The sequence below is a fragment of the Ideonella sp. genome, assembly GCF_035254525.1.
Lineage (GTDB): Bacteria > Pseudomonadota > Gammaproteobacteria > Burkholderiales > Burkholderiaceae_C > Ideonella.
This window is the reverse complement of sequence record NZ_DATFAN010000213.1, coordinates 110,191-132,187: the sequence shown is the minus strand read 5'-3', so window position 1 is coordinate 132,187 and position 21,997 is coordinate 110,191. Positions and strand designations below refer to the sequence as shown.

General features: G+C 69.0%; 17 protein-coding genes. 13 read left to right on the top strand and 4 right to left on the bottom strand.

Features of this window, described 5'->3' with window-relative positions:
- Positions 1–82 precede the first annotated feature (82 nt).
- The 4 genes from VJ693_RS25080 to VJ693_RS25065 all read left to right on the top strand — a co-directional run bounded on the left by VJ693_RS25080 (position 83) and on the right by VJ693_RS25065 (position 4,310).
- A complete protein-coding gene (locus tag VJ693_RS25080; RefSeq protein ID WP_324158802.1) occupies positions 83–1,252 on the top strand; it encodes a sensor histidine kinase in 1,170 nt (389 codons plus the stop codon).
- On the top strand, positions 1,249–2,391 hold the full coding sequence (locus VJ693_RS25075; RefSeq protein ID WP_324158800.1) for a histidine kinase: 1,143 nt from the start codon (positions 1,249–1,251) through the stop codon (positions 2,389–2,391). Before VJ693_RS25080 ends, VJ693_RS25075 begins: the two co-directional genes overlap by 4 nt.
- Positions 2,388–3,164, top strand: a complete 777-nt coding sequence (locus tag VJ693_RS25070; protein ID WP_324158798.1) for a LytTR family DNA-binding domain-containing protein — start codon at positions 2,388–2,390, stop codon at positions 3,162–3,164. The genes VJ693_RS25075 and VJ693_RS25070 overlap by 4 nt, the downstream gene beginning before the upstream one ends.
- Positions 3,165–3,362: 198 nt before the next feature.
- Positions 3,363–4,310, top strand: coding sequence for a hypothetical protein (locus VJ693_RS25065; protein ID WP_324158797.1), 948 nt, complete (start codon positions 3,363–3,365; stop codon positions 4,308–4,310).
- Between the two features lie 9 nt (positions 4,311–4,319).
- Here VJ693_RS25065 and hrpA read toward each other — a convergent pair whose 3' ends face one another.
- On the bottom strand, positions 4,320–8,276 hold the full coding sequence (gene hrpA, locus VJ693_RS25060) for an ATP-dependent RNA helicase HrpA (protein WP_324158795.1): 3,957 nt from the start codon (positions 8,274–8,276) through the stop codon (positions 4,320–4,322).
- 64 nt (positions 8,277–8,340) lie between these two features.
- Between hrpA and argA the strand changes: the two genes are divergently transcribed.
- The 8 genes from argA (at position 8,341) to hemH (ending at position 18,181) form a co-directional block, all read left to right on the top strand.
- A complete protein-coding gene (argA, locus tag VJ693_RS25055; RefSeq protein WP_324158794.1) occupies positions 8,341–9,681 on the top strand; it encodes an amino-acid N-acetyltransferase in 1,341 nt (446 codons plus the stop codon).
- A 25-nt stretch (positions 9,682–9,706) separates the two neighbouring features.
- On the top strand, positions 9,707–9,979 hold the full coding sequence (locus VJ693_RS25050) for an oxidative damage protection protein (protein WP_324158792.1): 273 nt from the start codon (positions 9,707–9,709) through the stop codon (positions 9,977–9,979).
- A gap of 80 nt (positions 9,980–10,059) precedes the next feature.
- Entirely contained in the window at positions 10,060–11,106 is a 1,047-nt protein-coding gene (locus VJ693_RS25045) for an extracellular solute-binding protein (protein ID WP_324158790.1), read from the top strand.
- Between the two features lie 31 nt (positions 11,107–11,137).
- Positions 11,138–11,485: an H-NS family nucleoid-associated regulatory protein gene (locus VJ693_RS25040; protein ID WP_414652367.1), complete on the top strand. Its 348-nt coding sequence runs from the start codon at positions 11,138–11,140 to the stop codon at positions 11,483–11,485.
- A gap of 118 nt (positions 11,486–11,603) precedes the next feature.
- A complete protein-coding gene (dnaG, locus tag VJ693_RS25035; protein ID WP_324158788.1) occupies positions 11,604–13,496 on the top strand; it encodes a DNA primase in 1,893 nt (630 codons plus the stop codon).
- A 323-nt stretch (positions 13,497–13,819) separates the two neighbouring features.
- Positions 13,820–16,063, top strand: a complete 2,244-nt coding sequence (gene rpoD, locus VJ693_RS25030; RefSeq protein ID WP_324158786.1) for an RNA polymerase sigma factor RpoD — start codon at positions 13,820–13,822, stop codon at positions 16,061–16,063.
- Positions 16,064–16,124: 61 nt separating this feature from the next.
- A complete protein-coding gene (locus VJ693_RS25025) occupies positions 16,125–17,081 on the top strand; it encodes an adenylate/guanylate cyclase domain-containing protein (protein WP_324158784.1) in 957 nt (318 codons plus the stop codon).
- 5 nt (positions 17,082–17,086) lie between these two features.
- Positions 17,087–18,181, top strand: a complete 1,095-nt coding sequence (gene hemH / locus VJ693_RS25020) for a ferrochelatase (RefSeq protein WP_324158782.1) — start codon at positions 17,087–17,089, stop codon at positions 18,179–18,181.
- Here hemH and VJ693_RS25015 read toward each other — a convergent pair whose 3' ends face one another.
- Genes VJ693_RS25015 through VJ693_RS25005 form a run of 3 tightly spaced genes read right to left on the bottom strand, consistent with a single transcriptional unit; the run spans position 18,182 to position 21,153 of the window.
- The gene (locus tag VJ693_RS25015) at positions 18,182–19,693 is read right to left on the bottom strand and encodes a tripartite tricarboxylate transporter permease (protein WP_324158780.1); all 1,512 of its coding nucleotides are present in this window, start codon (positions 19,691–19,693) and stop codon (positions 18,182–18,184) included. It abuts the gene before it with no gap.
- Between the two features lies 1 nt (position 19,694).
- On the bottom strand, positions 19,695–20,189 hold the full coding sequence (locus VJ693_RS25010; RefSeq protein ID WP_324158778.1) for a tripartite tricarboxylate transporter TctB family protein: 495 nt from the start codon (positions 20,187–20,189) through the stop codon (positions 19,695–19,697).
- Between the two features lies 1 nt (position 20,190).
- Complete coding sequence (locus VJ693_RS25005) at positions 20,191–21,153, bottom strand: Bug family tripartite tricarboxylate transporter substrate binding protein (RefSeq protein WP_324158776.1); 963 nt, start codon at positions 21,151–21,153, stop codon at positions 20,191–20,193.
- 138 nt (positions 21,154–21,291) lie between these two features.
- Between VJ693_RS25005 and VJ693_RS25000 the strand changes: the two genes are divergently transcribed.
- On the top strand, positions 21,292–21,966 hold the full coding sequence (locus tag VJ693_RS25000; RefSeq protein ID WP_324158774.1) for a response regulator transcription factor: 675 nt from the start codon (positions 21,292–21,294) through the stop codon (positions 21,964–21,966).
- Positions 21,967–21,997 lie beyond the last annotated feature (31 nt).

Sequence of the window (21,997 nt, the reverse complement as noted above, 5' to 3'; positions counted from 1 at the left end):
GCCGGCCGGCTTCGCACCGGCGCCGGGGCGCTTCGTCGCCCCGGCGCCCGTCCCGGCACCGGCAGGCGGACAATTCCACCCCATGCCGATCGACACGCACGCCCCTGCCGCCTCGCGCTGGGCCGTGTTTCGGCGGGTGCTGAGCCCGACCCACGTCGCAGCCGCCTTCTGGCTGGCCTTCGTCTTCGCGCTGTCGCGCATCATCGTCTGGCAGGCCCAGACGACCGACCCGGCCGAGTGGCTGTTCTCGCTGGCGCGCTACACCCGCCAGTCGATGATCAGCGGCCTGAGCATCCTGTTGTGCGCCGCCATCGGTGAAGCCGCGCTCGCCGGGCGCAGCCTGGGCAACCGCGCCGCGCTGGGCTGGCGCGCGCTGGCGATCGGCGTCGGCACGCTGCTCGGCGCCGCGCTGCGCTACGTGGTGGCCTACGCGCCGGACTTCTACGAGCCGCTGGAGTGGCCCTGGCTGGTCTACACGACGAGCCTGTGGTGGCTGCTCGGCTGCAGCGGCTACGGGCTGTTGCACCTGGCCCAGATCGAGCGCGCCAGCCGCGAGCGCCTGGCCGCCGCGCGCCAGGCCCGCGAGGCCCTCGCCGCGCAGCAGATGGAGGCCGAGCTGTCGGCCCTGCAGGCGCAGATCGAGCCGCACTTCCTGTTCAACACGCTGGCCAATGTCAAGCGGCTGTACGACGTGGCCCCGGGGCGCGGCCGCGACATGCTGGCCAGCCTGATCGCCTACCTGCAGACGGCGCTGCCCGGCATGCGGCGCCAGCGCGCCTGCCTGGGCGACGAGCTGGACCGCGTGCAGCACTACCTGGCGATCCTGCAGATGCGCATGGGCGATCGGCTGCGCTTCGAGATCGACGCACCGGCCGCCCTGCGCAACGCCGAAATGCCGCCGATGGTGGTCGCCACCCTGGTCGAGAACGCGATCAAGCATGGCCTGTCGCCGCTGCCCGAGGGCGGGCGCCTGTGGGTCACGGCACGCGAGGCCGCCGATGGCCGCCTGGTGGTGGACGTGCGCGACGATGGTCGCGGTTTCGTCGGCGCCGGTGGCAGCGGCGTGGGCCTGGCCAACACCCGTGCACGGCTGGCGGCGCTGTATGGCGCCGAGGCGGGCCTGTCGCTCGAGTCGGTCGAGCCGCGCGGCGTGCTGGCGCGCGTGCGCCTGCCGCTGCGCTGGGTCGCCGATGGCCACCCGGAGGAAGCAGACGTCGCTGCCCGCGACGCCATGCCGGCAAGCCTCGCATGAGCGTCGTCCTGCCCACCGCCGCCACCCCGCTGGCGCCCGCGCACGGCGCCGCGGCCGGATTGCGCCACCTGATCGCTGCGTGGCGCTCGGTGCGCTGGTACGAACTCGCCGGTTTCCTCGCCCTCGGCCTGCTCTATGGCGTGGTCGATCTGGCCGCGCTGGCCGATGTGAAGCACCTGGAGCACCCGTGGGCGCTGTTCTGGCGCCTGCTGCTGTCGCCGCCGATCTGCACTGTGGTGCTGCTGCTGGCCTGGCTGCCGGCCGACCGCAGCGACCCCGGCCACCGGCTTCGCAGCAAGCGCCTGATGCTGGCCGCCGCGCTGGGCAGCCTGATCTCGGTGCCACTGCTGTGGGGCATCGGCGACCTCGCCGGCTGGCCGACCTGGCAGGACCTGTGCACCGAGCCCAGCTGCAAGGCGCCGCTGTCGATCAAGCAGCGATTCGCGGCCGACTTCCTCTACACCTTGCTGCCCAGCTCGCTGTCGCTGGCGCTGATCGAGATGCTGCGGCGGCGCTGGAGAAGCGAGGCGATGCTGCAGTCGCTGCTCAACGAGCAGGCCGCGCTGGGCCGGCAGGCCATGGCGGCGCGCCTGGCCGCGATGCAGGCCCAGGTCGAGCCACACTTCCTGTTCGAGGTGCTGGTCGACGTGCAGCAGCAGTACGCGCTCGGCCAGGGCGAGGCCGCGGCCGAACAGCTCGAGCGCCTGATCCACCATCTGCGCGTCGCGCTGCCGCGGCTGCGCGACCAGAACGTGACCACGCTGGACGCCGAGGCGGCGCTGCTCGGCAGCTACCTCAGCCTGCGGCGCGGGCTGGAGCGGCGGCCGGTCGAATTCGACGACCGGCTGCCCGCCACGCTGCGCTGCGCGGCGCTGCCCGCAATGCTGCTGCTGCCCCTGCTGCAGCGCGCGCTGCGGCTGGCGCCGGGCGGGCTGCCGCAGCGCATCGAGTTGACGGCCTGGCGTCACGTCGGCACGCTGGGGCTGCGCCTGACCGTCAGCGCGCCGGGCCTGTGCGGCGACGATGCCGACCTCGCCGCACAGCGCAACCGGCTGCATGTGCTGGCCGGCGACGCGGCCCGCCTGCACTGCGAAGAAGACGCGCACGCCACCCGCTTCACCTTGGAACTGCCCACATGAGGAACCCGACCGCCCAGAGCCCGACAGCGCTGGTGGCCGAAGACGAGGCCACGCTGCGTGCCGAACTGACTGAGCAGCTCACCCGGCTGTGGCCGGAGCTGACGATCGTCGGCGAGGCGTCCGACGGCGTGCAGGCGCTTCGCCTGCTCGACGAACTGCGCCCCGAGGTGCTGTTCCTCGACATCCAGATGCCCGGCGCCACTGGGCTCGACGTGGCGCGCCAGGCCAGCGGCCGCAGCCACGTGGTCTTCGTGACGGCCTACGACGAGCATGCCGTGGCCGCGTTCGACCACGGCGCGGTCGACTACCTGCTCAAGCCGCTGCAACCGGCGCGCCTGTTCACCGCGATCAGCCGCGTCAAGCAGCGCCTGGGCAGCGCGCCGCCGAGCGACCTGGGCGCCGTGCTGGATCGGCTCGCCGCGCTGCCGGGCGCCGGGCCGGCCCGCCCCTACCTGCGATGGATCAATGCCTCCGTCGGCCAGACGCTGAAGCTGATCACCGTCGACGAGGTCGTCTACTTCGCCGCCGACAACAAGTACACCCGCGTCACCACGCGCGACAGCGAGGCCCTGATCCGCAAGCCGCTGAAGGAGCTGGTCGAGGAGCTCGACCCGCAGCAGTTCTGGCAGATCCACCGCTCGACGCTGGTCAACGCGACCGCCATCGCCGGCGCCAGCCGCGATTTCCGCGGGCGGCTGCAGTTGAAGCTCAAGGAGCGCAACGAGACCTTGCTGGTGGCCGAGAGCTACGCGCACCTGTTCAAGCAGATGTAGCGCCGTGCAACCGCCTGCAATAAGGCGGGTCTTCGGGGCTCTTTTCCCCCTTTAGTTTTCTCACGCGACGCGGCGGCGGGCCGATGAACGGCTCATCGCCCGACTCGCTTCCTCTGGTGCACCGAGATGCGCCGGGCGCCAAGCAGCGTCAGCGCTTCGCGGCCCGCCGGGCCCGGCGTTGCACGCCGAGGAAGCGTCATGAAAGTGTTCTCCCTGTCCCTGTGGGCGACGGCGGCCGTGCTCGCCTCGAGCTTCGCACCGACCTCTGCCCATGCCACGGCCCAGGCGCAAAGCGTGCCACCGGGCTACAACGCCAACTGCAACTGCTATCGCAATGTGGCGTACGGCTCCGTCACCTGGTTCGAGCCGACGACCCGCAAGTACGCGAAGCAGATCATGGACATCTGGATGCCGAACGGCGTGACCCAGCCCGACGGCCTGCCCATCGTCTACTACGGCCACCCGAATGGCTCGACCCACTCGATTCCGCTGGACAAGACGGCCGGCTCGACCTGGAGCAAGCTGATCAAGCCGTTGACGGACCGTGGCTATGTCTTCGTCTCGTACGAATTCCGCCACCCGGTGGTGAACTACGTGGAAGGCAAGCCGGCGCCGCGCTACGACATCCAGAAGGCGATCAACTTCTTCAGCGGCAACTACGCCCTGTCGCTGGGAGCGGACCCGGGCAACTCGTTCATCACCGGCCAGTCGCGCGGCGGCGGCCTGGGCATCCTGACCGCGCTGACCGGCACGTTCAGGAACGGTACCGAGGTGCGCGCGGTCTGGACCTACCAGGCGCAGACGAGCTTCGATTGCAACGAGATGGCGAGCACCTTCGTCATCGAGAGCGACCGCGCGGCCTTCCTGGCCCAGTGCAAGCAGGTGCCCGGCGCCGGCTCGTCGCTGTCATCGGTCACGCCCGCTGCGCCGCCCATCGTGGCCAGCTACGACCGGCTGTTCCACAAGGTGCTGGTGCCGGCCAGCGAGGTCGACGTGCACTACCCCGACTTCGGCTGGCAGCTGTGCGTCAACTACGGTGCCCAAGGGGTGGCGGCCCAGTGCCAGCCCAACGAGACCATCGACCAGGCCAACGCCTGGGTCGGCATGGCCGACTACTTCACGGCGCACCTGCAGCCGCCGATGTGACGGCCGGGCTCAGCTCGTGAGCTGGGCCCACACGCGCTCCAGCCGCTTCACCGACACCGGCTGCGGCGTGCGCAGCTCCTGCGCGAACAGGCTGATGCGCAACTCCTCGAGCAGCCACCGGAACTCGTCGAGCCGCGCATCGGCCTGGCCCTTCAACTCGGCCAGGCGGCGCTGCCAGCGCTGCTCCAGCGGCCGGATCTCGGCCAGGCGCTGCGCATCGCGTGCCGGGTCGGCGCGCCACTTCTCCAGCCGCATCACAACCCCCTTGAGATAACGCGGGAAGTGCTGCAGCGCGGCCCACGGGGTCTGCACCAGGAAGCGCTTGGGCACCAGGCGCTGAAGCTGCGCGGCGATGTCGTCGGCCACCTCCTTCGCCGGCTTGCTGTCCTTGAGCTTGCGCGCGGCAGCGGCGTATTCGGTGAGCACGGTGCCGGCCAGGCGCGCCACTTCCTGCGCAATCAGGTTCAGGCGCGTGCGGCCCTCCTCGATGCGGCGCGTGAACGCCGCGGCGTCCTGGGGCAGCGGGTCCTGCAGGAAGGCGCGGTCGAGCGCGACACCGATGATCTGGTCGCGCAGATCCTCCATCGTGCCGAGCGGCATGTAGGCCACCGCCATCTTCTGCAGGTCGGGGATGTTCTTCTCGAGGTACTTCAGCGGCTCCTTGATCTGCAGCGCGATCAGCCGACGCAGGCCGGCGCGGTGCAGCTGCGCCGCGACATCGGGCTCGTCGAAGACCTCGATCTCGACGTGCGTGCCCTTGTCGATCAGCGCCGGGAAGCCGATCAGCGTCTGGCCCTTCTGGCGGATCTCCATCAGCTCGGGCAGTTCGCCGAAGCTCCAGCTGGTGTGGTGCGCGGGCGGAGAATCGGCCGGCGGCGGGGGGGGCGCCTTGACCACCGCCACGACGCCACGCGAGGCCGACGCCGCCGAGGCAACCACCGGCGCGGGCGTGGCGGCCGGTGTCTCGGGTCGCTTCAAGGCTGCCAGGGCCTGGAAGGCCGTGCGCGCCTGGCCACCCCACTCGGCCTTCAGGCTGGCGAGCTGGCGGCCCATGCCGAGCTGGCGGCCGTGCTCGTCGACCACGCGGAAGTTCATGAACAGGTGCGGCGGCAACTGCTCGAGCTTGAAGTCGTTGCGCTGCACCGCGAGCTGGGTGCGTTCGCGCACGGCCTTCAGCAGCGCGTCCATCAGCGGCCCTTGCGCGAACGGCGTGCTCGCGCCGAATTCGGCGGCAAACTCGGGCAGCGGCACCAGGCGCGAGCGCGGCCGCTGGTGCAGGCTCTTGACCAGCGCCAGCACCTTGGCCTCCAGCATGCCGGGCACCAGCCACTCGCAGCGCTCCTCGCTGACCTGGTTCAGCGCGTAGATCGGCACGTTGACCGTGACGCCGTCCTTGGCGTCGCCCGGCTCGTGCAGGTAGGCGGCCGCGCAGTCCACCCCGCCCAGGCGGATCGTCTTCGGGAAGGCCGAGGTCGTGATGCCCGCCGCCTCGTGGCGCATCAGCTCCTCGCGGCTGAGCATCAGCAGCTTGGGCTGGCGCTTCAGCTCCTCGCGGTACCAGCGCTCAAAGCTCGCGCCGCTGACCACCTCGGCCGGGATCTGCTGGTCGTAGTAGGCGTGGATCAGCTCGTCGTCGACCAGCACGTCCTGCCGGCGCGCCTTGTGCTCCAGCTCCTCGACCTGCGCGATCATCTTGCGGTTGTGGGCCAGGAAGGGCAGCCGGGTCTCCCACTCGCCGTTGACCAGCGCCTCGCGAATGAAGATCTGGCGCGCCGCCACCGGGTCGACCCGGCCGAAGTTCACCCGGCGGTTGGCGTAGACGACGATGCCGTACAGCGTGGCCCGCTCCAGCGCGATGACCTCGGCCGCCTTCTTCTCCCAGTGCGGCTCCAGCAGCTGGGTCTTGAGCAGATGGCCGGCGACCGGCGGTATCCACTGCGGCTCGATCGCCGCCAAGCCGCGGCCGAACAGCCGCGTCGTGTCGACCAGCTCGGCGGCGATCAGCCAGCGGCCGGGCTTCTTGCTCAGGTGCGCGCCCGGGTGGCGCCAGAACTTGATGCCGCGGGCGCCGAGGTACCAGTCGTCGTCGTCCGCCTTGCAGCCGATGTTGCCCAGCAGCCCGGCGAGCATGGACTGGTGGATCTGCTCGTAGGTGGCCGGCGCGCCGTTCAGTCGCCAGCCGTGTTCGGCGACCACCGTCTGCAGCTGGCTGTGGATGTCGCGCCACTCGCGCACGCGGCGCGGGCTGACGAAGCTGTCGCGCAGGCGCTGCTCCTGCTGGCGGTTGCTGAGCTTGTGGACGTCGTTCTTCTCGCCCGCGTGGCCGTGCACGCCGCGGCCTTCCTCGATCCACTTCCACAGCTTCAGGTAGCCCATGAACTCCGACTTCTCGTCGTCGAACTTCTTGTGCTTCTCATCGGCGGCCTGCTGGGCTTCAAGCGGACGGTCGCGCACATCCTGCACGCTGAGCGCGCTGGCGATGATCAGCACCTCGGTCAGCGACTGCCGATCGCGCGCCTCGAGGATCATGCGGCCGACGCGCGGGTCCAGCGGCAGTTTCGCGAGCTCCTTGCCGATCGGCGTCAGCTCGTTCGCTTCGTCCACCGCGCCCAGCTCGGCGAGCAGGGCATAACCATCGGCGATCGCCTTGCGCGGCGGCGGTTCGAGGAACGGAAACTCCTCCACCAGGCCGAGGTGCAGCGCCTTCATCCGCAGGATCACGCCCGCCAGCGACGAGCGCAGGATCTCGGGGTCGGTGAAGCGCGGCCGGCCGGCGAAATCCTTCTCGTCGTACAGGCGGATGCAGATGCCGTTGGCCACGCGGCCGCAGCGGCCGGCGCGCTGGTTCGCGGCGGCCTGGCTGACTGGCTCGACCTGCAACTGCTCGACCTTGTTGCGGTAGCTGTAGCGCTTGACCCGCGCGTGGCCGGAGTCGACCACATAGCGGATGCCGGGCACCGTCAGCGAGGTCTCGGCCACGTTGGTGGCCAGCACGATGCGCTTGCCGCCGCCGGGCTCGAACACGCGGTCCTGCTCGGCCTGCGACAGGCGGGCGAACAGCGGCAGGATGTCGGCGTGCCGGTGCATCGGCTGGTGCGCCAGGTGCTTGCTCAAGTGGTCCGCCGCCTCGCGGATCTCACGCTCGCCAGGCAGGAAGACCAGGATGTCGCCCGAGCCCTCGCGCCAGAGCTCGTCCACGGCGTCGGCGATCGCGTCGTTCAGGTCGAACTCGCGACTCTCCTCGAAAGGCCGCCAGCGCTGCTCGACCGGGAAGGTGCGACCGCTGACCTGGATCACCGGCGCCGGGCCCTTGGCCGACGCGAAGTGGTTGGCGAAACGCTCGGCGTCGATCGTCGCCGAGGTCACGATCACCTTCAGGTCGGGCCGCCGCGCCAGCACCTCCTTCAGGTAGCCGAGCAGGAAATCGATGTTCAATGAGCGCTCGTGCGCCTCGTCGATGATCAGCGTGTCGTAGGCCTTCAGCAGCGGGTCGGTCTGCGTCTCGGCCAGCAGGATGCCGTCGGTCATCAGCTTGACCGAGGCGCCCGGCTGCAGGCGATCCTGGAAGCGGACCTTGTAGCCCACCACCTCGCCCAGCGGCGAATTGAGCTCCTCGGCGATGCGCTTGGCCACCGAGCTCGCGGCGATCCGCCGCGGCTGCGTGTGGCCGATCAGCCCGGCGCCGCCGGCGCCGAGGCCGCGGCCCAGCTCGAGCGCGATCTTGGGCAACTGCGTGGTCTTGCCCGAGCCCGTCTCGCCGCTGACGATGATCACCGGGTGCTCGCGCAGCGCGCGCGCAATCTCCTCGCGCCGCGCCGAAACGGGCAGCGACTCCGGGTAGCTGATGGGCGGAACGGGGTTCGCCTGCACCGGCCGCGGCGGGCGCGCCGGGCGTGGGCCGGGTGGCCTGGGCGATGAGCGCTGGGGCGGCCGCTGAGGCGGTCGTTCGTTGGGAGGGGTCGACATGGGCAGGGCGCGGATTATCCGCGCCGCGTCCGCGGCGACCCCCTGGGGCAAAATGAGCGCCGATATGGATCTGGTCTTTCCCCACACCTTCGTGCCCTGGTTTCGATCAGTCGCGCCGCACATCCACGCCTACCACGGCAAGACCTTCGTCGTCGGCATCACCGGCGAGCTGATCGCCGCCGGGCGACTGAACGCCTTCGCGCAGGATTTGGCCATCCTGCACGCGATGGGCGTTCATATCGTGCTGGTGCACGGCTTTCGGCCGCAGGTCAACGAGCAGCTCGCGGCCAAGGGCCACGTCTCGCGCTTCTCGCACGGCATGCGCATCACCGACAGCGTCGCGCTCGACAGCGCCCAAGAGGCCGCCGGCCAGCTGCGCTTCGAGATCGAGGCGGCGTTCTCGCAAGGCCTGCCCAACACGCCGATGGCCAACGCGACGGTGCGGGTGGTCTCGGGCAACTTCCTGACCGCCCGGCCCGTGGGCATCGTCGACGGCATCGATTTCCAGCACAGCGGCTTCGTGCGCAAGGTCGACGCCGGCGCGATCCGCAAGGTGATCGACATCGGCGCCCTGGTGCTGCTGTCGCCGTTCGGCTTCTCGCCCACTGGCGAGGCCTTCAACCTGTCGATGGAAGACGTGGCCACCCAGACCGCGATCGCGCTGCAGGCCGACAAGCTGCTGTTCCTGACCGAGGTGCCCGGCATCCACGAGGTGCCGAGCGATGCCGAGACCCCGGTCGACACCGAGCTCGCGCTGGCCGATGCCGAGCGACTGCTGGCCTCGCTGCCGGCGCCGATGCAGCCCACCGACGTCGGCTTCTACCTGCAGCACTGCGTGCGGGCCTGCCACGGCGGCGTCGAGCGCTCGCACATCCTGCCCTTCGCGACCGACGGCGCGCTGCTGCTCGAGGTCTTCACCCACGACGGCATCGGCACGATGGTGGTCGACGAGAAGCTCGAGAGCCTGCGCGAGGCCACCAGCGACGACGTCGGCGGCATCCTGCAGCTGATCGAGCCGTTCGAGCGCGACGGCACGCTGGTTAAGCGCGACCGCACCGAGATCGAGCGCGACATCGCCAACTACACCGTGATCGAGCACGACGGCGTGATCTTCGGCTGCGCCGCGCTCTACCCCTACCCCGAGGCGCGCACCGGTGAGATGGCGGCGCTGACCGTGTCGCCCCAGGTCCAGGGCCAGGGCGACGGCGACAAGATCCTCAAGCGTGTCGAGCAACGTGCCCGCACGATGGGGCTCGAATCCATCTTCGTGCTGACGACGCGCACGATGCACTGGTTCATCAAGCGCGGCTTCGTCCAGGTCGACCCTGACCGGCTGCCCGAGGCCCGCAAGCGCAAATACAACTGGGATCGGCGCTCGCAGGTCCTGTTCAAGAAGCTCAACTGATTCCACCTTTCACGAAAGGCGCCCCATGGCCCGCACCATCCAATGCACCTACCTGAAGAAGGAAGCCGAGGGCCTCGACTTCCCGCCCTACCCCGGCGAGCTCGGCAAGCGCATCTACGACAACATCAGCAAGGAAGCCTTCGAGCTGTGGAAGCGCCACCAGACCATGCTGGTCAATGAAAACCGGCTGAACCTGGCCGATGCGCGGGCCCGCCAGTACCTGGCACGGCAGATGGAGCAGTTCCTGTTCGGCGGCGGCGCCGACCAGCCCACCGGCTACGTCCCGCCCAGCGCTTGATCCACCTCAACGAACGCAATTGCGAAGCATTCTCGTTATCAGATAGACTGAACGCACCCGTTTGGTCTCTGGAGTCTTCGATGCGTTCGGTCCGCCGGTTCCTGCCCTCGTTCGTCGCCGCCCTCGCCGCCGCGCTGCCCCTGGTTTCGCAGGCCGAAGAGAATGTGCTGAATCTGTATTCAGCCCGCCACTACCAGACGGACGAGGCGCTCTACGACAATTTCACCAAGGCCACCGGCATCAAGATCAAACGGGTCGATGCCGACGACGCCGGCATCCTCGCCCGCCTGAAGAGTGAAGGCAGCGCCAGCCCAGCGGACGTGATTCTGCTGGTCGACGCCGCCCGGTTGTGGCGCGCCGAGGTCGATGGCCTGTTCCAGCCCGCGCGTGACAAGCTGCTGGAAAGCCGCATTCCGGCGAACCTGCGCAGCAAGGACACGGGCGAAGGCTCGCAGTGGTTTGGTTTCTCGACCCGCGCCCGGATCGTCGTCTACAACAAGCAGGTCGTCTCGCGCGACGACGTCGATACCTACGAGGAACTGGCCGACCCGAAAAACCGCGGCAAACTCTGCACCCGCTCCGGCTCGCACCCTTATAACCTGTCGCTGTTCGGCGCGATGATGGAACACCTCGGGCCGCCCAGGACCGAGGCGTGGCTGAAGGGCCTGGTCGACAACATGGCCCGCCCGCCGAAGGGCGGCGACACCGACCAGATCAAGGCGGTGGCCAGCGGCGAGTGCGCGATTGCACTGACCAACAGCTACTACCTGGCCCGGCTGATGCGCTCCGACAAGGCCGAGGACAAGGCCACTGTCGAACAGATCGCCGTCGTGATGCCCAACCAGGCCACGACCGGCACACATGTGAATATCGCCGGCGGCGCGGTGGCCCGCTACGCCAAGAACCGTGCGGCCGCGGTGCGTTTCCTCGAATACCTCGCGAGCGACGCTGCCCAGTCGTATTTCGCCAACGGAAACAACGAATGGCCCGCCGTGGCGAACCTGAAAATTGCCAACCCGGCCCTCGACAAGCTGGGCAGCTTCAAGGCCGAATCGGTGCCGATTTCGGTGATCGGCATGAATCAGGTGAAGGTGCAGCAAATGCTGGATCGGGTCGGCTATAAGTAGTTTCCTAAAGCCGGCCCGCCGCGGCCGATCCATGCGATATGATCTGCTCGCCCACGGGTATTTCAGGAGTATTCGCATGGAATCCATCCAAGAATTGCTGGCGCAAAAAGCCGCCCTCGAGAAGAAGATTGCCGAAGCCCAGCGCACCGCCAAGGCGGACGCGATCGCCAAGGTCAAGGCGCTGATGGCCGAATATGGCCTGACGGCTGCCGATCTGGCCGGCAAGGCGGCCGCGCCCAAGGCCGAGCCCGGCAAGAAAGTGGCCGCCAAATACCGCGACCCCGCCTCGGGCCAGACCTGGACCGGCCGAGGCCTGAAACCCAAGTGGTTGCAGGCCGCGCTGACGGGTGGCAAGACGCTCGACGACTTCGCGATCTGAGCGCCTTCGCCGGGCCGGCGATGCCGGCCTTGTGCGAAGATCACGAACCCGCATCGGGGCAGCTTCGGCTGCCCCGATCTCGTTTGCGAAACGCCCCGGCACCCCCAACTGCTCTTTCGTGATCCCGTCCGGCTTCATCCAGGATCTGCTTGCCCGCACCGATGTGGTGGCGGTGGTGGGTCGCCATGTCGAGCTGAAAAAGGCGGGCATCAACTACAAGGGCCTGTGCCCCTTTCACGGCGAGAAGACGCCGAGCTTCATCGTCAGCCCGTCGCGGCAGACCTACCACTGCTTCGGCTGCGGCGCGCACGGCGACGCGATCCGCTTCCTCACCGAGCACCACGGCATGAGCTTCATCGAGGCGGTGAAGGATCTGGCGCAGGAAGCTGGCATCAGCGTGCCCGAGGACGAAGCCAGCCCCGCCGAGCGCGCCCAGGCCGCCGAAAAGCGCGAGCAGCAGCTGGGCCTGATCGACGTCCTGGAAAAGGCGGCCGAGCACTATCGCAAGCAGCTCAAGAGCAGCCCGCGCGCTGTCGCCTACCTGAAGGGCCGCGGCCTGACCGGCGAGATCGCCGCGCGCTTCGGCCTCGGCTACGCGCCCGAAGGCTGGCGCACGCTGGCCAGCGTCTTCCCCCGCTACGACGACCCGGCGCTGGCCGAATCGGGCATGGTCATCGTCCAGGGGCAGGATGAAGGCAAGAGCGAAGCCGAGCAGAAGCGCTATGACCGCTTCCGTGACCGCATCATGTTCCCGATCCGCAATGTCAAGGGCGAAACCATCGCCTTCGGCGGCCGGGTGCTGGACCAGGGCGAGCCCAAGTACCTGAATTCGCCCGAGACACCGATCTTCGTCAAGGGGCGCGAGCTCTACGGCCTGTACGAATGCCGCAGCGGTCTGCGCGCCAAGGGTTATGCGCTGGTCACCGAAGGCTACATGGACGTGGTCGCGCTGGCCCAGCTGGGGTTTCCGAACGCCGTGGCCACGCTCGGCACCGCCTGCACCGCCGACCACGTTCACAAGCTGCTGCGCTTCACCGACCAGGTGGTGTTCAGCTTCGACGGTGACGCCGCCGGCCGCCGCGCCGCCGGCCGGGCGCTCGAAGCCGCCCTGCCCCACGCCAGCGACACGCGCAGCTTCCGCTTCCTCTTCCTGCCGCCCGAACACGACCCCGACAGCTACGTGCGCGAGTACGGCGCGGAGGCCTTCGAAGCGTTCGTTCGCAACGCGGTGCCGCTGTCGCGCCAGTTGCTCGACCACGCCGCTGTCGATTGCGACCTGTCGTCGGCCGAGGGCCGCGCGCGCATGCTGTCGCAGGCCAAACCACTCTGGCAGGCCCTGCCGGACGGCGCGCTGAAGCTGCAATTGCTCGGCGAGCTGGCATTGCGTGGCGGCCTGCCGGCCGACGAGCTCGCGCGGCTGTGGCAGGTCGGTGGCACGCCGCGTGAGCGGCACGACGCCGAGCCAGCCGCCTCACCTCGCCATGGTCATGGCAGCGGCGGCGGCGAGCGGCGCAATCGCTGGCCCCGCCGAGACGAAGGCGATGGCCTGCCCCGACCCCAGGGCCGCCGCCAGGCGCCCAAGCGGCCGGAAGACCGCGTGGTGCAGATGCTGTTCGGCCAGCCTGGCTGGTGGCACGACCTGCCCGCCGACGAGCACGACCTGCTGCATCAGCTCCCGCCCCCCCACGGCACGATCATCGCGTGGCTGGAGCGCGAGCTGGCCGAGCACGGTGTGCGCCCCTGGGCCGTGATCCGCGAAGCATTGGCGGCCGATCCGGAGTTGGCGACCGACGCCAGCGCACTCGCCGACGGCGACGCCGATCCCGGTGCCACCCCGGCCGACCTGCGCCGCGCGATGGACACGCTGCTGGTTCGCGAGCTCGGCGCGCGGCTGAAGGCGCTGGTCGCCGAGTCGGCCACGCGGCGCGACGCGCTGGCCGAATACCGCCTGGTCGAGCCGCGCTGGAAGGAAGCCAAGGAGCGGCTGACTGCCACACCTTCCACGGATTGAGGTCATTGCCCCAGCACCACGAGGGGCTTGTAGGTATAATCCACGTTTCAGCGGCAAGAGTGACAGCAGCTCCTGACGGAACCGGCCCCCCGCGACACGGGGTACGACACAGGCCACCTCCCGCAGGGCTGCACTTCCAGACGTTCACGCCAGCTTGCCTGCCCGACCCGTGCCGCCGCTCTCGTCCTCGGTGGCCGGTGGGTGTTTTGTTCCGCCTGCCCGATGGATTCGCTTCCGGGAGTTATCCCGCGTGGCGCCATTCGCATGCAAGCGGCACGGAACCCGCGGGCTGTTGAAGGATCACCCTCATCGAGACACTCTGCATGACCGCGAAGAAGCCCGCTGCCGCAGCCAAACCCGAGACCAAGACCGCCACTGCCAAACCCGCGCCGGCCGCGCCGGCAAAGCCCGCCGCCAAGGCGGCCGCGAAGGCAAGCGCGTCGGTCGAGGAAACCAAGAAGGCCGTTGCGGCCAAGGGCAAGGCTGCGCCCGCGAAGGCCGCTGCCAAGAAGGGCGCCAAGGCCGCCGAGCCGGCCAAGAAGACGGCCGAGCTGGACGAGGACCTGGCCGACATCGAAGCCGACCTGGAAGGCGAGGTCGAAGCCGAGGTCGTCGAGGTCGACGAGGCCGAAGACAAGCCCAAGGCCAAGCCCCTGCGCATGAAGGTATCGCGCGCCAAGGAGCGCGCGCTGATGCGCGAATTCGGCCTGGATGAAACGGCGCTGACCGAGGAAGAGGTCGCCAAGCGCCGCCAGGAGCTGAAGACGCTCATCAAGATGGGCAAGACGCGTGGCTACCTCACGCACCAGGAGATCAACGATCACCTGCCCGAGAAGCTGGTCAACGAGGAGATTCTCGAAGCCATCATCTCGATGCTCAACGACATGGGCATCGCGGTCTACGAGCAGGCACCGGATGCCGCCACGCTGCTGATCGCCGGCGGCGCCACCTCCACCGCGACCGAAGAAGAGGCCGAAGAAGCCGCCGAGGCGGCGCTGTCGACCGTCGACTCCGAGTTCGGCCGCACGACCGACCCGGTGCGCATGTACATGCGCGAGATGGGCTCGGTCGAGCTGCTCACGCGTGAGGGCGAGATCGAGATCGCCAAGCGCATCGAAGGCGGCCTGCAGGCCATGATGCTGGCCATCTCCGCGTCGCCGACGACCATCGCCGAGATTCTCGCGATGGCCGACAAGATCGCTGCCGGCGAGATGCAGATCTCCGAGGTCGTCGATGGTTTCGTTGCCGAAGACGAGGCCGACGACTACGTCGCCGAAGAAGACTTCGACGAGTTCGACGAGGAAGACGACGACGACGGCAACGGCGGCTCGAAGGCGCTGACCAAGAAGCTCGAGGAGCTGAAGAGCCAGGCGCTGGGCAAGTTCACCGAACTGCGCGTGCACTTCGACAAGATGCGCCGCGCCTTCGAGAAGGAAGGCTACCAGTCGGCGGCCTACAACAAGGCCCAGCACGCGATCAGCGACGACCTGATGACGATCCGCTTCACGGTCAAGACGATCGAGAAGCTGTGCGACATCCTGCGCTCGCAGGTCGACGACGTGCGCCGCTACGAGCGCGAGATCCGCAAGATCGTGGTCGACAAGTGCGGCATGCCGCAAGAGCACTTCATCAAGACCTTCCCGCCGAACTCGCTGAACCTGAAGTGGAGCGAGAAGGAAGCCGCCGCCGGCAAGGCCTACAGCACGGTGATGGGCCGCAGCCTGCCCGCGATCCAGGAGTTGCAGCAGAAGCTGGTCGACCTGCAGGCGCGCGCCGTCGTGCCGATCGACGACCTGAAGCACATCAACCGCCGGATGAACGAGGGCGAAAAGGCCTCGCGCGACGCGAAGAAGGAGATGATCGAGGCCAACCTGCGCCTGGTGATCTCGATCGCGAAAAAGTACACCAACCGCGGCCTGCAGTTCCTCGACCTGATCCAGGAAGGCAACATCGGCCTGATGAAGGCGGTCGACAAGTTCGAATACCGCCGCGGCTACAAGTTCTCGACCTACGCGACGTGGTGGATCCGCCAGGCCATCACCCGCTCGATCGCCGACCAGGCGCGCACCATCCGCATCCCGGTTCACATGATCGAGACGATCAACAAGATGAACCGGCTGTCGCGCCAGCACCTGCAGGAGTTCGGCTTCGAGCCGGACGCGCCGACGCTGGCCGAGAAGATGGAGATGCCCGAGGACAAGATCCGCAAGATCATGAAGATCGCCAAGGAGCCGATCTCCATGGAAACGCCGATCGGCGACGACGACGATTCGCACCTGGGCGACTTCATCGAGGACACCAACAACACCGCGCCGATCGAGGCTGCCATGCAAGCCGGCCTGCGCGACGTGGTGAAGGACATCCTCGACTCGCTGACCCCGCGCGAGGCCAAGGTGCTGCGCATGCGCTTCGGCATCGAGATGTCCACCGACCACACGCTGGAAGAAGTGGGCAAGCAGTTCGACGTGACGCGCGAGCGCATCCGCCAGATCGAGGCCAAGGCGATCCGCAAGCTCAAGCACCCGAGCCGCTCGGACAAGCTGCGCACCTATCTCGATAACATCTGATACACAGATACCCAAGGGGGTGCCGATCCGGCATGGGGTCGGCAGTTAAACTGCTTGGCGCATGACCACCATCAAGCGTCGCACCGTGCTGTTCGCCGATCTGCGCGGCAGCACGGCACTGTACGAATCGCTCGGCAACGCGCAAGCCACCGCGGTCGTCACCCAGACGATCAACGCGCTGGCCCAGCGCGTGCCGGCGATGGGTGGCCAGGTCATCAAGACGCTCGGTGACGGCCTGATGGCGGTCTATGCCGTGCCGTCGATGGCGGTCGCCAGCGCGATGCAGATGCATGACCTGCTGGAATCCACGGTCGCGGCGCCGCACGCGGCGCCGGGCGTCGCGCGGTTGCGCCTGCAGATCGCGATGGCGCTGGGCGAGGTGGTCGAGGTCAACGGCGATTGCTTCGGCGATGCCGTCAACGTGGCCGCCCGCCTGCTCGACCATGCAGGCGACAACGAGACCTTGATCACCGGCGAGCTCTTTGACGAGCTGCCGTTCGACACCCGCGGCAACTACCGCTCGCTCGATCGCGTGCACCTGCGCGGCCGCGCCGAGCCGGTGGAGGTGCACATGCTGCCGCCGCCCAGCTCCGACAGCACCGCCACGCTGATGGAGACGCGCTTCGATCTCGCCGAGCCGCAGGGCCTGCAGCTGCTGTGGCGCGATGGGGTCTATCGCTTCACTCGCTCCGACCTGCCGGTGCTCATCGGCCGCGGGTCGGCCTGCGGCCTGATGATCGACGAGGCTCGAGTCTCCCGTACGCACGCGCGCATCGACTGGATGGGCGGCTCGCTGCAGGTCACCGACCTCAGCATCAACGGCACCTATGTGCGCTTCGCGGGCGACGACGAAGTGCTGAGCCTGCGCCGCGGCTCCTGCACCCTGCACGGCAGCGGCGACATCGGCCTGGGCGGCTCGCCCAACGAACTGGGCGTGCCGGTGCTGCGCTTCAACGTGATGGCCAGCCTCGACGACACCCTGCCGATGCGGCTGGTGCCGCCACCCGGCGAAGCCTGAGCGCCGTGCCGGCCTCGCCTGCCCCACCCTACCGCCACGGTCAGGCCTCTCCGGTCGGCGTGCTGCTCGCCAACCTGGGCACACCCGACGCACCGACGCCGGCGGCCCTGCGCCGCTACCTGGCCGAGTTCCTCGGCGACCCGCGCGTGGTCGAGATCCCGCGCCTCGTCTGGTGGCCGATCCTGCACGGCATCATCCTGCGCACGCGGCCGGCCAGGTCGGCCAGGAAATACGCCAGCATCTGGCTGCCCGAAGGATCACCGCTCGCGGTATGGACCGACAAGCAGGCCAAGCTGCTGCAGGGCTATCTCGGCGAGCGCGGCTGCATGGTCAGCGTGCGGCCGGCGATGCGCTACGGGCAGCCCTCGATCGCGTCGGCGCTCGACGCCTTTGCGGCCGAAGGCGTGCGGCGCATCCTCGTGCTGCCGGCCTACCCGCAGTATTCCGGCGCCACCACCGCCAGCACCTTCGACGCGGTCGCGGCCTGGGGCCAGCGTGCACGCTGGGTGCCCGAGTTCCGATTCATCCACCAGTACCACGACGACCCGGCCCACATCGCGGCGCTGGCCGCCAGCGTGCGGGCGCACTGGCAGCGCGAGGGCCGCGGTGACGTGCTCGTGATGAGCTTTCACGGCATGCCCGAGCGCACGCTGAAGCTCGGCGACCCCTATCACTGCCAGTGCCAGAAAACCGCGCGCCTGCTGGCCGAGGCGTTGCAGCTCGCGCCGGCGCAATGGCGCATCAGCTTCCAGAGCCGCTTCGGCCGCGCCCGGTGGCTGGGGCCGGCCACCGACGCCTCGCTGCGCGAGCTGGCCGCCGCCGGCACGAAGCGGGTCGACGTGATCTGCCCCGGCTTCGCGGCCGACTGCCTGGAGACGCTCGAGGAGATCGCCCAGGAGGGCCGCGAGACCTTCCTGCACGCCGGTGGCCGCGAGTACCGCTACATCCCCTGCCTGAACGACGACCCGGCCGGCATGGCGGCACTGGCCGAACTGGCCAGGCGCCACCTGTCGGGCTGGGTTGATGCACCGGCGGCGGCCGGCGCTGCCGATCGCGAGGCCCAGCGCCAGCGCGCGCTGGCGCTGGGCGCCTCCGACTGACTACACCCGCACCACCGCATCCGGCTCGTGCTGCGGCTTGAGCCACTTCACGACGCGCGGCAGGATCAGCACCGTCAGCACGACGACCAGCAGCACGAGCGACATCGGACGCTGCAGGAAGATCGTCCAGCGCCCCTCGCCGATCGACAGCGCGTTGCGCATCTGCGCCTCGGCCAGCGGGCCGAGGATCATGCCGACGACCACCGGCGCGGTCGGGAAATCGAAGCGCCGCATCGCCACCCCGAGCAGGCCGATCGCATACAGCAGCACCAGATCGAAGGCCGATTGGCGCATGCCGTACACGCCCACCGTCGCGAAGATCAGGATGCCCGCGTACAGCGGCGCCTTCGGGATCTTCAGCAACTTGACCCACAGCCCGACGAGCGGCAAGTTCAGCACCAGCAGCATCACGTTGCCGATGTACAGCGACGCGATCAAGGCCCAGACCAGCGCCCCGTTGGTGTCGAACAGCTGCGGCCCCGGCTGGATACCGTAGTTCTGGAAAGCCCCCAGCAGGATCGCCGTCGTGTTCGAGGTCGGGATGCCCAGCGTCAGCAGCGGCATCAGGGTGGCGGTGATCGCCGCGTTGTTGGCGGCCTCCGGCCCGGCCACACCCTCGATCGCGCCGATGGTGCCGAACTCCTCCTTGTGCTTCGAGAGCTTCTTTTCGGTCGCGTAGCTGAGGAAGGTCGGAATCTCGCTGCCACCGGCGGGAATCGTGCCGAAGGGCACGCCGATGAAGGTGGCGCGGATCCACGCCGGCCACGAGCGCTTCCAGTCGCTGCGGCTCATGTGCACGCGGCTCATCCGGTTCTGCGTCTCGACCGCGCGGCCCTCGTACAGCACGTTGTAGAGCGCCTCGCCGACCGCGAACAGGCCCACCGCGATCAGCACGACCTCGATGCCGTCCATCAACTCCGGCACGCCGCCGGTGAAGCGAGCGGTGCCCGAGATCTGATCCAGCCCGACCAGGCCGAAAGCCAGCCCGACCGCCAGCGCCGTCAGCCCGCGCAGCGTGCTCTGCCCCAGCACCGCCGACACGGTGGTGAAGGCCAGCAGCATCAACATGAAGTACTCGGGTGGTCCGAGCTTGACCGCGTAGTTCGCGACGATGGGGGCGCAGAACGTGACCAGGACCGTGGCGATCGTGCCCGCGACGAAGGAGCCGATCGCCGCGGTGGCCAGCGCCGCGCCGGCACGGCCGCTCTTGGCCATCTTGTTGCCTTCCATCGCGGTCACCATCGACCCCGATTCGCCCGGCGTGTTCAGCAGGATCGAGGTCGTCGAGCCGCCGTACATGGCACCGTAGTAGATGCCGGCGAAGAAGATCATCGAGGCGGTCGGCTCGACCTTCAGCGTGATCGGCAGCAGCATGGCCACCGCGGTGGCCGGCCCGATGCCGGGCAGCACGCCCACCGCCGTGCCGATGATGCAGCCCAGGAGCGCCCACATCAGGTTGATCGGGGTGCCGGCGGTCGCGAAACCGTGCAGCAGTTGATTGAGGATTTCCATTTCAAATCCATCCGGTCGAGGTGAGGCCCGGCAGGCCGATCGCCAGCAACTGGGTGAACATCCAGAACACCGGGGCCGAGATCGCCACGCCGATCAGCGCATCTACGGCAATCGCCTGCAGGCCGACGCCGCGCGCCCCCTGGGCCCATTTGAAGCCGCGCGCCGCGAGCACGAAGCACAAGGTGCAGCTGAGGATGAAGCCGATCGTCGTGATCAGGGCCGCGTTGGCGAGGATGCCGGCGCTGACCCAGGCGAACCCGACCCAGTCGCCCCGCGCGGCGCCCGACGCCTCCTCCATGTTCCGGAAGCCGCCCGTGGCGGCCTCCCAGACCAGCCAGCCGCCGCACAAGGCGAGCATCGCGCCCACCAGAAGGGGCAGGAAGTTCGGGCCGACGCCGGCATAGCCGGCCTCGGCGCTGAGCTGCAGCCCGCCGACCAGGAACAGCGCACCGGCGCCGAGCACGCCGGCACCCAGGAGGGCTTGCTTCACGTCCACGTCAGATCATCCCGGCCTTGACCATCACCGCACGCAGGCTGGCGAACTCGTCGTCGACGAACTTGTCGAAGTCGGGGCTGGTCAACAGCGCCGGCGTCCAGCCGTTCTTCTGCAGCGCCTCGGCCCAGGCCTTGGTCTTGGTGGCCTTCACGATCATGTCGACGAGCGCCTTGCGCTGCTCGGGCGTGATGCCGGGTGCAGCGTAGACACCGCGCCAGTTGCCGATCACGACATTGATGCCCTGCTCCTTCAGCGTCGGCACGTTGATGCCCTTGAGCCGCGCATCGGAGGTGACGCCGATCGCGCGCATCTTGCCGGCCTCGATGTAGCTCTGGAACTCGCTGTAGCCGCTGCCACCGATGGTGACGTTGCCACCCAGGATCGCCGCCGTCGCCTCGCCGCCCCCGCGGAACGGCACGTAGTTGATCTTGGCCGCATCGACACCGACCTCGCGGGCGATCATCGCCGCGGCGATGTGCTCGGTCGAGCCGCGCGAGCCGCCGCCCCACTTGATGCTGCCCGGGTCCTTCTTCATCTGCTCGACCACGTCCTTCATCGTCTTGAAAGGCGAATCGGACGGCAGCACGAAGACGTTGTACTCGCTCGTCAGGCGGGCCAGCGGCGTCGCCTGCGACAGGCTGACCGGCGGCTTGCCGGTGATGATGCCGCCCAGCATCACCGCGCCCATCACCATGATCGCGTTCGGATCGCCCTTGCTCGCATTGACGAACTGCGCCAGGCCCAGCGCCCCGGCGGCGCCACCCTTGTTGTCGTAGCTCACCGTCGCCGCGGCGCCCGCCTCTTGCAGCGCCTTGCCCAGCGCGCGGCCGGTCGCGTCCCAACCACCACCCGGGTTCGCCGGGATCATCATTTTCAGGTTGGCGCCGGCGGCGAGCGCCTGCAGCGGCAGGCCGGAGCTCGCGGCCAGTGCGGCCAGGGATTTGAGGAAGGTATCGCGGCGCATCGCACAGTCTCCTTGTGATGATTGGGTGTGGACGTTCGCATGCTCGCGAATGGGGCTGTCATCCGGCTGTCGGCGGGGCTAGGGAAACCCCGAATGCCTGGGCGGACACGGTCGGCCGCCGGTGCTAAGGTCGCGCCCGTGAAACTGCTGTTGATCGAAGACGACCCCGCCCTGCAGGCCACGCTGCAACGCACGCTGGAACGGCGCGGCATGCGCGTGGCCACCTGCAGCGATGGCGCGCGGGCATTGGAGCGCTGGCAGGCCGCCGTGCCCGACGTGGTCCTGCTCGACTTGAGCCTGCCCGGCCTGGATGGCCTGAAGGTGCTCGAACGCGCCCGGGCCGAGGGCCTCACCACACCGGTCATCGTGCTGACTGCCCGCGGCACGATCGGCGACCGCATCATCGGCCTGAACACCGGCGCCGACGACTACCTGCCCAAGCCCTTCGACCTCGACGAGCTGGAGGCGCGCATCCGGGCGCTGGCACGCCGGCACGCGCAGGCCGGCGCCGCGCCAGCCGCGCCCGAGTTCGCGGGCCTGCGATGCGACCCCGACAGTGGCGCGGTCTACTTTCGCGGCGAGGCGATGGAGCTGCCTCCGCGCGAGGCCACGCTGCTGCGCGCGCTGCTGCAGCGCCCGGGCCATGCGCTGGCCAAGGAGCGGCTGTTCGAGACGGTGTTCCCGGGCCAGCCCGAGGTGCAACTGGAAGCGATCGAGGTCGTGGCCTACCGGCTGCGCAAGCGCCTGGCGCCCACCGGCGTCCAGCTCGTCACGCTGCGTGGCCTGGGCTACCTGCTGAAGGCGCCGGCGTGATCCGGCGCTGGTGGGCCCGCCGCTCGCTGCG